Below are 12,256 nucleotides of genomic sequence, written 5' to 3' on the forward strand. Positions count from 1 at the left end.
CCGCGGCTCCGCGGCTAGGCGGCGGGTTCCGGTTGCGGTTCCGGCTCGACGGCGTCGGTCTCGAGCGTGATGGGGCGACGCTTCGAGACGTAGACCGCGACCGCGATGACCAGCGCCGCGACACCCGCGATCGTGTAGCGGATCGGCTCGCTCGCGTCGTCGCCGTAGGTGAACCTGATGATCAGCGGGACGATCAGCAGCGACACCAGGTTCATGACCTTCAGCAGCGGGTTGATCGCGGGCCCGGCGGTGTCCTTGAACGGGTCGCCGACGGTGTCGCCGATGATGGTCGCCTCGTGCGCCGGCGATCCCTTGCCGCCGTGGTTGCCGTCCTCGACGAGCTTCTTGGCGTTGTCCCACGCGCCGCCGGCGTTGGCGAGGAAGACCGCCATCAGCAGGCCCGTGCCGATCGCGCCGGCCAGGTAGGCGCCGAGCGGTCCGACACCCAGCCCGAAGCCGACCGCGATCGGGGCGAAGATCGCGAGGATGCCCGGCGTCGCGAGCTCGCGCAGCGAGTCGCGGGTGCAGATGTCGACGACCTTGCCGTACTCGGGACGGCCCGTGCCCTCCATGATGCCGGGGATCTCGCGGAACTGGCGGCGCACCTCGTAGACGACGGCGCCGGCCGCGCGGCCCACCGCGTTGATCGCCAGCCCGGAGAACAGGAACACGACGGCCGAGCCGATGATGAGGCCCACCAGCAGGCTCGGGTCGCCGACGTTGAGGATGCCCTGCAGCACGGTGTAGTCGCTCTGGTCGAGACCGTTCGCGAAGGCCTCGAGGGCCCCCTGGTCGGTGACGTCGATGGTTCGCAGGATGTCGGAGAACGACTCCTTGATGCCGTCGGCGAACGAGCCGAACAGGGCCGTCGCGGCCAGGACGGCCGTCGCGATCGCGATGCCCTTCGTGATGGCCTTGGTGGTGTTGCCGACGGCGTCGAGCTCGGTGAGGATCTGCGCGCCCTCCTCGTCGACGTCGCCCGACATCTCGGCGATGCCCTGGGCGTTGTCGCTGACGGGCCCGAACGTGTCCATCGCGACGATGACGCCGACCGTCGTCAGCAGGCCGCAGCCCGCCAGCGCGACCGCGAACAGCGAGACGACGATCGAGCCGCTGCCGAGCAGGAACGCGCCGAACACAGCGGTGCCGATGACCAGTGCCGTGTAGACCGCCGACTCGAAGCCGACCGACAGCCCCGACAGGATGACGGTCGCGGCACCGGTCAGCGACGTCTTGCCGACGTCCTTGACCGGACGGGTCTCGGTGCCCGTGAAGTAGCCCGTGAGGGCCAGGATGACCGCGGCCAGCACGATGCCGATCAGCACCGCGACGATCGCGATGATGCGCGGGTCGCCGTCGAGCGTCGACGTCTCGGCGGTCTGGAAGAACTGCGTGACGAGCTGGTTCTCCTCCTCGCCCGCGGCGAAGTCGAGGCCGCTGAACGACGACGGCAGGTAGAACCACGCGGCCGCCGACGACAGCAGCGCCGAGATCAGGGCCGTCGCGTAGAACGAGCGGTTGATCGTCGTGAGTCCGCCCTCGCCGGCGCGCGGACGGGTCAGGTAGACGCCGGCGATCGCGGTCAGCGCGCCGATCGCGGGCACGACGAGCGGGAAGACGAGGCCCTGCTCGCCGAACGCCACCGAGCCGAGGATCAGGGCCGCGACGAGCGTCACGGCGTACGACTCGAAGAGGTCGGCGGCCATGCCGGCGCAGTCGCCGACGTTGTCGCCCACGTTGTCGGCGATCGTCGCGGCGTTGCGGGGGTCGTCCTCGGGGATGTTCTGCTCGACCTTGCCGACGAGATCGGCGCCGACGTCGGCGGCCTTGGTGAAGATGCCGCCGCCGACGCGCATGAACATCGCCAGCAGGGCGGCGCCGAAGCCGAAGCCCTCGAGCACCGACGGGGCCTGCCCCTGGTAGATCAGGACGACCGCGGCCGCGCCGAGCAGGCCCAGACCGACCGTCAGCATGCCGACGTGGCCCCCCGTGCGGAACGCGATGCGCATCGCGGGCTCGCGCCCCTCGGTCTGCGCCGCGGCCGCGACCCGGACGTTGGCGCGCGTCGCGAGCCACATGCCGAGGTAGCCGATCGCGGCCGAGAACCCCGCGCCCAGCAGGAAGAACAGCGAGCGCCCGATGCGGACGCCGGTGTCGCCCGGCAGCAGGAACAGCAGGCCGAACGCGAGGATCGCGAACACCGCGAGCGTCCGGAACATGCGAGCGAGGTAGGCCGACGCCCCCTCCTGCACGGCCAGCCCGATCTCCTGCATGCGCTCGGTGCCCTCGGACGCCCTCAGGACGTCGGCCCGGAAGACCGCCGCCATGACGAGCGCGAGGAGGCCCACGCCCGCGACGACGCCCACGATGACCGTGTTGTCGCTCGACAGGTCGATGTCTCCGGCAGCTGCCACGAGCGTCACGTTCGCCATGTGTTCCTCCAGGGGTCAGAGCCGAGACGTCCCGCGCCCCGGAGACCGAGGCGCGTGACGCACGTTACATGCCCGAACTGAAGGTGTGTGTGACCTACGTCACGCGTTGGCGCCGCGCGCCTCGTCGACCGTCGCGTGGAGGCCGAAGACCTTGTCGAGGCCCGTGATCTCGAAGATCTTGAGGATGCGCTCCTGCGTGCAGACGATGTCGAGCGAGCCGCCGTCGCCGCGGACGCGCTTGAGCGCCCCCACCAGCACGCCGAGACCCGTCGAGTCGAGGAAGTCGACCTTGCGGACGTCGATGACCAGGCGCGTGTGGCCGGCGTCGACCGCCGTGACGATCGCCTCGCGCAGGCGGGGAGCCGTGTAGACGTCGATCTCGCCACCGACCTCGATGATCTCGAAGTCACCCTCCGTGCGGGCGGTCAGTGCCAGCTCCATCGCCGTTCTCCCCTGCTTCCGTTCCGTCAGGCCGAGCGGCCCGGACCCCGGTTGGTCACTGAATTCAATCACGATCCCCGCGTCCGTGTTCCCTGGAGACCGTGGCACGGCCGCGCCCGAGGGACGTTCTGGGAGACTCGACCGGTGGACCCCGCCGATCTCGTGCTGCGCTACGGCGACCGCGTGACGCACGTCGAGCAGGTGCCGGCGCGCGAGGCCGTGGTCGAGCCGTGGCCCGCGTGGGTCGACCCCGGGGTGCGCGCGATGTACGAGGCCGAGGGCATCACGGCCCTGTGGGGGCACCAGGCCGAGGCGCTGCACCACGTCCACGCGGGACGTCACACCGTCGTCTCGACGGGCACCGCGTCGGGCAAGTCGCTGGTGTTCCAGGCGCCGGCGCTGACCGATCTGGCCGCGGGACGCACCGGCAGCGCGCTGCGCGGCAACCGCATGCCGACCGTGCTCTACCTGGCGCCCACCAAGGCGCTCGCCGCCGACCAGCTGCGCCGGCTGCGGGGTGCCTCGGCGTTCGCGCGTCCGGCGACGGTCGACGGGGACAACTCGCGCGAGGAGCGCGCCTGGGCCCGCGACCACGCCAACTACCTGCTGACCAACCCCGACACCCTGCACCACTCGATCCTGCCCGCCCACGCCCGGTGGGCCCGGGTGCTGGGCGGGCTGACGCACGTCGTGGTCGACGAGTGCCACCACTACCGGGGCGTGTTCGGCGCGCACGTCGCGCACGTGCTGCGGCGGCTGCGGCGGGTGTGCGCACACTACGGCGCCGACCCCACGTTCGTCCTGTCGTCCGCGACGGTCGCCGACCCCGAGGTGTTCGCGGGCCGGCTCACGGGGCTGGACGTCGTGCCCGTCACCGACGACGCCTCGCCGCACGCGGCCCGCACGATCGCGCTGTGGGAGCCTCCCATCATCCCGGGCGTCGACCCGGCGACCCCGGGCGTCGTGCGCCGGTCGGCGACGTCCGAGGCCGGCGAGCTGCTGACCGACCTCGTGATCGGCGGCGTGCGCACCTTGGCGTTCGTGCGGTCGCGCCGCGGCGCCGAGGCCGTCGCGGCGACGGCCCAGCGACGTCTCGGCGAGGTCGACCCCGAGCTCGTCGGGCGGGTCGCGACGTACCGGGGTGGCTACCTGCCCGAGGAGCGACGCGAGCTCGAGCAGCGGCTGCGCAGCGGCGACCTGCTGGGCCTGGCGAGCACCAACGCGCTCGAGCTGGGCATCGACGTCGCCGGCCTCGACGCCGTCATCACGGTGGGGTTCCCCGGCACGCGGGCGGCCCTGCAGCAGCAGTTCGGACGTGCCGGGCGGTCGGGCCGCGACTCGATCGGCATCCTCGTGGCGCGCGACGAGCCGATCGACACGTACCTCGTGCACCACCCCGAGGCCCTGCTGGGCAGGGCCGTCGAGGCGTCGGTGTTCGACCCCGACAACCCGTACGTCCTGGGGCCCCACCTCGCCGCGGCGGCGCAGGAGATCCCGCTGACCGAGGCCGACTTCGAGATGTTCGGCCCCCGCGCGGCCGAGGGCGTCGCGGCCCTCGAGGCCGCGGGCTGGCTGCGCAGGCGGGCCGCGGGCTGGTTCTGGACCAAGCGCGAGCGCGCCAGCGACCTCGCCGACATCCGGTCGAGCGGCGGCGCACCGGTGCAGATCGTGGACGGCGTGACGGGACGCCTGATCGGCACGGTCGACGCGGGCTCGGCCGACTCGACCGTGCACGAGGGCGCCGTGTACGTCCACCAGGGGGACGTGCACGTCGTCGACGAGTACGACCTGGCCCACGGCGTCGCGATGGTGCACCGCGACGCCCCCGAGTACACGACGTCCGCGCGGTCGGTCACCGAGATCGCGGTGCTCGAGACCGAGCGGACCGAGCAGTGGGGGGCCGCGGCGATGTCGTTCGGCTCCGTCGAGGTCGTCAACCAGGTCGTGTCGTACCTGAAGCGCAGCACGAGCGGCAGCGGCGTCCTGGGCGAGGAGGTGCTCGAGCTGCCGGCCCGTGCCCTGCAGACCAAGGCCGTCTGGTGGACGCTCGACGCCGAGACCGTCGCCGCGACGATGGAGCACGACGACGTGCCGGGCTCGGCCCACGCCGCCGAGCACGCCGCGATCGGCCTGCTGCCCCTGCTCGCGACGTGCGACCGCTGGGACATCGGTGGCGTCTCGACGGCCCTGCACCCCGACACCGGCACCCTGACGGTGTTCGTCTACGACGGCTACCCGGGCGGCGCGGGCTTCGCCGAGCGCGGCTACGAGGTCGCGGCCACGTGGCTGCGCGTGACGCGCGACGCGATCGCGGCGTGCGCGTGCCGCGACGGCTGCCCGTCGTGCGTGTACTCCCCCAAGTGCGGCAACGGCAACGAGCCGCTCGACAAGGCGGGAGCCATCCGGCTGCTCGACGCCTTCCTGGCCGACGCACCGGCCGCCGCCCCCACGACGTGAGCGGGGATCCGTCTCGTGAACCCGCCCGCTCGGGACAGCCGGCGTGCGAGACTCCCGGGATGACCGTCATGGCGCACCTGAAGTCGCTGACCTTCATGGTCACGTCCATCGTCGCCGGCGGCGTGACGGCCTTCTTCGTCCTGCACGCCGATCGCTGGGTGGGGGGCGTTCTCGCCCTCGCCGTCTACGGAGCCCTGCTGGCGGCCGACCACCTGTGGACGAGACGCAGTCCGGCGTCGACCTAGTCGAGGTACGACTGCGGTGCGGCCCGGGCCCTCTGCTCGGAGGCCCACCGGCCACCCCACCACGGTGGGCTGACGGCCCGCGCCGTGACGGTCGCGACGTCGAAGTCCATGCGGCACGAGACCAGGCGGGCGCCGTTGCGGCGCGCCGCGTCGCTCGCGGCACGGCACCCGTCGTCACCCGCGACGCTGGCGCGGGACGCCGCGAGGGCGGCGAGGTCGGCGGCAGCCGCGACCCGGTGCCGCATGCGCACCAGGCTCGTGGCCTGGACCAGCACGAGGGTCACGACGACCAGCAGGACCGAGACCGTCAGGGCGTGCACCGTCACGGCGCCGCGCTGCCGCTCGCTCGACGCGCTCACGGCTCCTCCGCGGCCGCGACCGACGTCGACTCCAGGGCCCGCGAGCCGATGCCGGAGAAGAACGGGATCGGCAGCCGCGACCGGGTGCCGACCGTGACCGTCACGGTGCCGCGACCCGTGCGCACGTGCACCGTCGCCCGTCCGGGTGCGTGCCGACGCGCCATCGCGGTCGCCGCCTCGGCGGAGTCGCCGCGCGCCAGCATGCGGGCGGCCTCGCGCGAGGCGTCGGCCAACCGCACCTGCGTCAGGCCCAGCGACACGACCCACAGCAGCAGGAAGGCGAATGCCACCCCCAGCGGCGCGATCGTCATCAGCTCGGCGGTGACCATGCCGCGCTCGCGACGGGCCATGGCGCCTCCTCGGGTCGGGCCGGGGCGACGCCGTGGCGCCGCCCCGGACGGGTCAGAACGGCAGGATGCTCGGGATCTTGTCGAGCAGCTCGCGGACCAGGTCGCCGAACCACTCCGACTGACCGATCTTGACCAGCACGCCGCCGATCGTGCAGGCGCCGACCGTGCCGACGGCGTACTCGGAGGTCGACATGCCGCGCTCGTCGCGGGTGAACAGCTTCTTCATGGAACGTCCCTTCGTGGGTGGATGTGTCACCGAGAAGATGGGCTCGCGCCGACCGTCGCTGCGATGTCGTCGACCGGCCTGGGGACACCCGCCGCGCCGCCGGCGGGCTGTGGACGTCACCACGAGAAGCTGCTGAAGGTCGCGACGACCGTCGGCACGATGCCGACCAGGAAGAACGCCGGCAGGAAGCACAGCCCCAGCGGAGCGGCGGTGCGCACCCCCACCCGCTGACCGTGCTCGCGCAGGCGGGCCGCGCGCTCGCGGCGCAGCTCGTCGGCCACACCGCGGACGACGTCGGCGACCGGCATGCCCGACGCCGTCGCGCGCCGGAAGGCCCGGCCGACCGCCGCCAGCCCCGGGTCGTCGGCCACCCCGAGCCACACGGTGTCAGGGTCGACCGCGACGGCGAGACGGCCCGCGACGACCGCCAGGTCGTCGCCCACGGGGCCGTCGGTCGCATCGGCGGCCAGCGCGAAGGCCGTCTCGGGCGGGCGGCCCACGACGAGCGCCGCGACCACCAGGTCGAGCGCGCCGGGCAGGTCGGCCGCGACGCGGGCCGCGCGGCGACGGGACGCGGACGACTCGAGGCGCCCGACGCCGCGGTGCACGACGGGCGCCACGAGCCCGCCCACGACCAGACCGACCACGGGCCCCAGCACGACCATGCCGGCGACGGGCGCGAGCAGGGCGGCGACGACGGCCGGATCGGCTCGACGGCCACCGGGGGCCGGGCCCGGCAGCAGCACCCGGCGGGCCCGTGTGCGCGGCGAGCCGGGCACGGCGCACCAGGCCGCCGCGGCAGCGAGCAGGGCCGCGATCATCCCCGGCCCACCTCGGCACTCGCGGCCGAGGCGATCTGCTCGATCCACGCGATCCCCGCACAGGCGAGCGCGCACCCCGCGGCCAGGCACACCGCCCCGATCCACGTGCCCGTCAGCACCCCGACGGGATCGCCACCCATGCCCGAGCCGAGCAGCAGGCCCAGGACGGGCAGCACCGCCATCAGGCGGCCCGTGGCGCGGGCCGGCCCGACGCCGGACTCGATCTCGCGGGCGTTCTCGCGATCCTCCCGGGCCGACCGCCCCAGCCGCTCGACGACCGTCGCCAGACCCGCACCCGATCGCTCCGAGACCGACCACGCCGCGGCGACGTCGCGCAGAAGACCGCGACCGTCGACCTGCGACACCTCTCGCAACGCCGCCGGCACGTCGCCGCCGAGCCCGGCCGCCCGGGCCGCCGGCTCGAGGACCGCGAACTCGCGGGCCAGCCCCTCGAGCATGCGCTGAGGCAGCACGCCGGCACGGAGCTCGGCCGCCATGAGCGCCACGATCTCGACGACCTCCGCGCGCCGGTGCACCGTGCGGACCCGAGCACGCGCCCGACGCACCTGCGCGACCGCGAACCAGCACACGCCGGCCGCCGTCGCCGCGACCGCGAGCCCCGGCCCGGAGGGTCGCGGCAACCATGGCGCCGCGACCGCGCCGACCGCCACCGCGCCCGCCACGACCGCGCCGAGCGGGGGCGCCGGTGACGAGCCGTCGAGGCGCCGCCGCACCCACGATCGCCCGTCGGGCCAGCGCAGCCGCACCGCGATCCCGACCAGCACCGCCGCCGCGACGGTCATCGGACGACCTCGGTCAGCAGCCCCCAGCCCGGCCCGCGCACGGACGCCCCGTGGTCGAACGTGACCGCCGGCACGCACGCCACGATGCCGTCGGTGGCACGCTCGACGACCGCGACCTGCTCGACCGCGCGGTGCCCGCCGCGAGCCGGACGCCCCACGTGCACGACGACCCGGATGCCCGCCGCGAGCTGGCTGTGGACAGCCGCGCGCGGCAGCCCGGCGGCCACCCCGAGCGCCTCGAACCGCGCCGGGACGTCGGCGGTGGAGTTGGCGTGCACGGTTCCGCACCCACCCTCGTGCCCCGTGTTGAGCGCCGCGAGCAGGTCGACGACCTCGGCCCCGCGCACCTCGCCCACGACCAACCGGTCGGGCCGCATGCGCAACGCCTGCCGCACCAGGTCGCGCACCGTCACCTGGCCGGCCCCCTCGACGTTGGCGGGGCGGGCCTCGAGCCCCACGACGTGCGGGTGGTCGGGCCGCAGCTCGGTGGCGTCCTCGACCACGACGATGCGCTCGTCGGGGGCGACCGACGACAGCAGGGCCGACAGGAGCGTGGTCTTGCCCGACCCCGTGCCCCCGCTGACGACGAAGGCGACCCGCGACGCCACCAGCGAGCACAGCACGTCGTGGCCCTCGGACGTGAGCGACCCGACGTCGCGCAGCTGCGCCAGCGAGAAGGACCGGCGCGGCGGGACGCGCAACGAGATGACCGTGCCGGGGCGGGCGATCGGCGACAGCACCGCGTGCAGCCGGGTGCCGTCGCGCAGACGGGCGTCGACCCATGGGCTCGCGTCGTCGAGGCGGCGGCCCGCCTGGGCCGCGAGCCGCTGGGCCAGACGCCGCACGGCCTCGTCGTCGGCGAAGCACACGGGCACGCGCTCGAGCCCGCGTCCCCGGTCGACGAGGACGTGGTCGGGGCCGTTGACGAGCACGTCGGTCACGTCGGGCATCGCCAGCAGGGGATCGAGGAGCCCGGCACCGCGGGACTCGCTGCGCAGCTGGTCGACGACCCGCAGCACCGTGCTGCTGCCGGCCACCTGCTGCTCGGCCCGCAGGGCGTCGGCCACCGTCAGGGCCGTCGGCTCGGAGGCCTCGGCGCTCAGGCGTCGGCGCACCCGCTCGACGACCGACGTCTCACGCGATGGCGGGGCGCTCACCGCTGCTCGACCCCCACGGCGTCGAGCACCGCGCCCGCGACCCGCCGCAGCGACCGCGACCGCCCGGGCCCCCTGCCCTGGTCGACCGCCGACCGCACCCGGTGGTCGGGCCGCACCCGCGCGAGCGACCGCGCCCCCAGCGCCTCCTCGACGGCGCCCCGACCGATCCCGGAGCGGCGGGAGACGGTGACGAGGCCGACCGACGGTGCACGGGTCGAGACCTCGGCGAGCACGCGACGCGCGGCGGAGACGGCCGCGATCTCCTCGGGCACCACCACGAGGGTCAGGACCGAACGCCCCACGATCTCGGCGCCGGACACGTCGAGGTGGCGGGGGACGTCGACCGCCACGACGTCGAAGCCGCGCACCGCGGCCGACACCACCTCACTCCAGGCGTCGGGAACCCGGCGGTCGGAGCCGCGGGCCCACGTCAGGTGCTGCACGCCGGCGTGCGACGGCAGGACGTCGACCAGCGACGTGGCGTCGATCCGGCCCTGCGTCGTGTCGAAGTCGTCCCACCGCACCCCGCGGGAGCCCTCGGCGCCGAGCACGAGCTCGAGCCCTCCTCCCCACGGGTCGGCGTCGACGACCAGCGGCCGGACCCCCCGGCGCGCGGCCTCGACGCCCAGGGCCGCCGTCACGGTCGAGGCGCCGGCACCCCCCGATCCGCCCACGACCGCCACGACGCACGCCTCGCCCGAGCCGTCGAGCGCCCGCACCAGCAGCTCGACCACGGTGTCCTCGTCGTGCGGGGTGCACACGGCGGTCGCCCCGATCGCGACGGCGTCGGCCCACCGCCGCGACGGCTCGCGCGCGAGCACCACGACGTGCTCGCGCCGCGGCAGCGCCGCCCGGGCGACGTCGTCGACGAGGTCGTCGCCCAGGAGGACGGCCGAGGAGGTGCGCCACGTGCGCCGGACGGCCGCGAGGTCGGCGGCCCGCTCGGGAGTGGCCCCGACGGCGGCGCACCACCGCAGCGCGTCGTCGACGAGGCCGGCGTCGTCGGTCGCGATCAGCGGCGCCGACGCGGGGACGACGGGAGCGGCAGCGGCAGAGGTCATGGCACCGAGCCTCGTCGCCGCGGACGCCACGCGGAAGGACGCCGCCGCGCCCTGTGGACCACGCCGCGACGGCCCCGCGGGTGTGGATACGGCCCGTGAAACCGCGATTCGTGCCGCCCGGACGGCGAAGCCTGGCCCATCGCTGTGCCGACCGCCCTATCCTGAAGGGGTGAGCCCTTCGCGGACTGCGGCATTCTTCGACCTGGACAAGACGATCATCGCCAAGTCGAGCACGCTCGCCTTCGGCAAGCCCTTCTACGACGGTGGCCTGCTCAACCGGCGGGCCGTCCTGCGCAGCGCCTACGCGAACTTCATGTTCTCGATCAGCGGCGCCGACCACGACCAGCTCGAGAAGATGCGCGCCTACCTGACCGAGATGGTGAAGGGATGGGACGTCGAGGTCGTGCGGCAGGCGGTCGCCGAGACGCTGCACACGATCATCGACCCCATCGTCTTCGAGGAGGCCGTGACGCTGATCGAGCAGCACCAGGCCGCCGGGCGCGACGTCATCATCGTGTCGGCGTCGGGCATCGAGGTCGTCGAGCCGATCGGCGCGATGCTGGGCGTCGACCACGTCATCGCCACGACGCTGGTCGCCGAGGAGGGCCGCTACACCGGAGAGGTCGCGTTCTACGCGTACGGCCCGCACAAGGCCGCGGCGATGCGGCAGCTCGCGGACGAGCGCGGCTACGACCTGAGGCGGTCGTACGCCTACTCCGACTCCGAGACCGACATCCCGATGCTCGAGGCCGTCGGCCACCCCTTCGCGGTCAACCCCGACAAGGCCCTGCGCAAGCAGGCCGACGAGAACGACTGGCCCGTGCTGGTGTTCGCCCGGCCCGTCGCGCTGCGACGCCGCCTGGGTCTCGACACACGGGCCGGCAAGGCCGCGGCGACCGCGGTCGTCGCGGGAGCCGTCAGCGCCGTCGCGGTGGCCGTCGTGTCGCACCGCCGCGGCCGCTCCGCCTGAGTCACGGCCTCCGGGCCGTCAGCCCAGACGCTGCTCGACCGCCTCGGCCGCCGCCCTCATGCCGGCCGCGGTGGGGTGCAGGAAGGCGCCGTCGCCCGTCGCCGTGCTGTCGTCGAGCCCGTTGACCCAGGCCTGGTCGCCGGCGCACGCGTCGTGGCCCTCCGATGCGGCCCAGAGGTCGACGAACGGCACGTCGGCCTGCTTCGCGGCCGCCGCGAGCGTCGCGTTGAGCGCCTGCTCGTGCCGGGTCACGAGCTGCGTCCGCTCGGCGCTCAAGCCCAGGTCCGGGCACGACGCGGCACCCTCGGCAGGAGCGATGCGCAGGTAGCCCACGAGGCGGACCTCGGCCCGCGGCGCCCGCTCGCGCACCTCGTCCAGCACCGCGACGACGCTCGCGCGCGTCGTCCTCAGCACGCCCGGCATGTAGGACGTCGTGAACGTGCGGCACTGCGCGTCGTCGGCGCTCGTGGGCAGCAGGCAGTAGGTGTACAGACCGGCGGTCGCCGAGCCGTCGTTCGCGCCGATGCCGACCGTGACGAGCCGCGTGTCGCGCCCGATCGACGCGAGCTGCGGCTCGACGACCGTCCCGTCGGTCAGCGTGCGGCCGTCGCGCAGCATCGTGGTGTCCTCGCCACCGCAGCTGACGTCCGTCAGCGGGCGCGACGTCGCGGTCGCCACCAGGTGCGGGTAGTTCGACAGCGACCGCAGGCAGCCCGGCTGGTCGGGGTCGGTCGTCGCGATGCCCGGGCCCGAGACGAAGGAGTCGCCGATCGCGACGTAGCCCGGCCGGCCCGTCGGGCCCCCGTCGTCGGACGATCCCGAGCACGCCGCCACGAGGACGACGGCGAGACCCGTCGCCGCGGCGGCCAGGAGACGACGCATGCGTGCATCGTAGACAACCGCGCCCGCCCGCGTCGCTTGTGAAACGAAGCGC

13 protein-coding genes are annotated in these 12,256 nt (G+C 74.4%); 3 read left to right on the forward strand and 10 right to left on the reverse strand.

Features of this window, described 5'->3' with window-relative positions; translation table 11 throughout:
• Nucleotides 1-14 precede the first annotated feature (14 nt).
• Complete coding sequence (locus IFT73_RS08915) at nt 15-2,432, reverse strand: sodium-translocating pyrophosphatase (RefSeq protein WP_192167321.1); 2,418 nt, start codon at nt 2,430-2,432, stop codon at nt 15-17.
• A 99-nt stretch (nt 2,433-2,531) separates the two neighbouring features.
• A complete protein-coding gene (locus tag IFT73_RS08920) occupies nt 2,532-2,873 on the reverse strand; it encodes an STAS domain-containing protein (RefSeq protein ID WP_056603361.1) in 342 nt (113 codons plus the stop codon).
• A 144-nt stretch (nt 2,874-3,017) separates the two neighbouring features.
• Here IFT73_RS08920 and IFT73_RS08925 point away from each other — a divergent pair, with 144 nt between their 5' ends.
• Complete coding sequence (locus IFT73_RS08925) at nt 3,018-5,330, forward strand: DEAD/DEAH box helicase (RefSeq protein ID WP_192167322.1); 2,313 nt, start codon at nt 3,018-3,020, stop codon at nt 5,328-5,330.
• A 59-nt stretch (nt 5,331-5,389) separates the two neighbouring features.
• Entirely contained in the window at nt 5,390-5,575 is a 186-nt protein-coding gene (locus IFT73_RS08930) for a hypothetical protein (RefSeq protein WP_192167323.1), read from the forward strand.
• On the opposite strand, the gene IFT73_RS08935 is transcribed toward IFT73_RS08930, so the two are convergent.
• The 7 genes from IFT73_RS08935 to ssd all read right to left on the reverse strand — a co-directional run bounded on the left by IFT73_RS08935 (nt 5,572) and on the right by ssd (nt 10,352).
• Nucleotides 5,572-5,934 carry an Rv3654c family TadE-like protein gene (locus tag IFT73_RS08935; RefSeq protein WP_192167324.1) on the reverse strand — a complete coding sequence of 121 codons (363 nt, stop codon included), beginning with the start codon at nt 5,932-5,934 and terminating at the stop codon, nt 5,572-5,574. The two genes, IFT73_RS08930 and IFT73_RS08935, sit on opposite strands and share 4 nt — an antisense overlap.
• Nucleotides 5,931-6,284: a TadE family type IV pilus minor pilin gene (locus IFT73_RS19415; RefSeq protein WP_192167325.1), complete on the reverse strand. Its 354-nt coding sequence runs from the start codon at nt 6,282-6,284 to the stop codon at nt 5,931-5,933. Before IFT73_RS19415 ends, IFT73_RS08935 begins: the two co-directional genes overlap by 4 nt.
• 52 nt (nt 6,285-6,336) lie before the next feature.
• Complete coding sequence (locus IFT73_RS08945) at nt 6,337-6,510, reverse strand: DUF4244 domain-containing protein (protein ID WP_082555942.1); 174 nt, start codon at nt 6,508-6,510, stop codon at nt 6,337-6,339.
• Nucleotides 6,511-6,626: 116 nt separating this feature from the next.
• Nucleotides 6,627-7,331 (reverse strand): type II secretion system F family protein, encoded by a 705-nt coding sequence (locus tag IFT73_RS08950; RefSeq protein WP_192167326.1) that lies wholly within the window; start codon nt 7,329-7,331, stop codon nt 6,627-6,629.
• Nucleotides 7,328-8,134 carry a type II secretion system F family protein gene (locus IFT73_RS08955; RefSeq protein WP_192167327.1) on the reverse strand — a complete coding sequence of 269 codons (807 nt, stop codon included), beginning with the start codon at nt 8,132-8,134 and terminating at the stop codon, nt 7,328-7,330. The genes IFT73_RS08950 and IFT73_RS08955 overlap by 4 nt, the downstream gene beginning before the upstream one ends.
• Entirely contained in the window at nt 8,131-9,291 is a 1,161-nt protein-coding gene (locus IFT73_RS08960; protein ID WP_192167328.1) for a TadA family conjugal transfer-associated ATPase, read from the reverse strand. The genes IFT73_RS08955 and IFT73_RS08960 overlap by 4 nt, the downstream gene beginning before the upstream one ends.
• A complete protein-coding gene (gene ssd / locus IFT73_RS08965) occupies nt 9,288-10,352 on the reverse strand; it encodes a septum site-determining protein Ssd (RefSeq protein WP_192167329.1) in 1,065 nt (354 codons plus the stop codon). The genes IFT73_RS08960 and ssd overlap by 4 nt, the downstream gene beginning before the upstream one ends.
• A 169-nt stretch (nt 10,353-10,521) precedes the next feature.
• Here ssd and IFT73_RS08970 point away from each other — a divergent pair, with 169 nt between their 5' ends.
• Complete coding sequence (locus IFT73_RS08970) at nt 10,522-11,322, forward strand: HAD family hydrolase (RefSeq protein WP_371811211.1); 801 nt, start codon at nt 10,522-10,524, stop codon at nt 11,320-11,322.
• A gap of 18 nt (nt 11,323-11,340) precedes the next feature.
• Here the strand turns inward: IFT73_RS08970 and IFT73_RS08975 are convergent, their stop codons facing one another.
• A complete protein-coding gene (locus IFT73_RS08975; RefSeq protein WP_192167331.1) occupies nt 11,341-12,204 on the reverse strand; it encodes an SGNH/GDSL hydrolase family protein in 864 nt (287 codons plus the stop codon).
• Nucleotides 12,205-12,256: the final 52 nt, after the last annotated feature.

Source organism: Aeromicrobium sp. CFBP 8757 (genome assembly GCF_014841755.1).
GTDB lineage: Bacteria > Actinomycetota > Actinomycetes > Propionibacteriales > Nocardioidaceae > Aeromicrobium.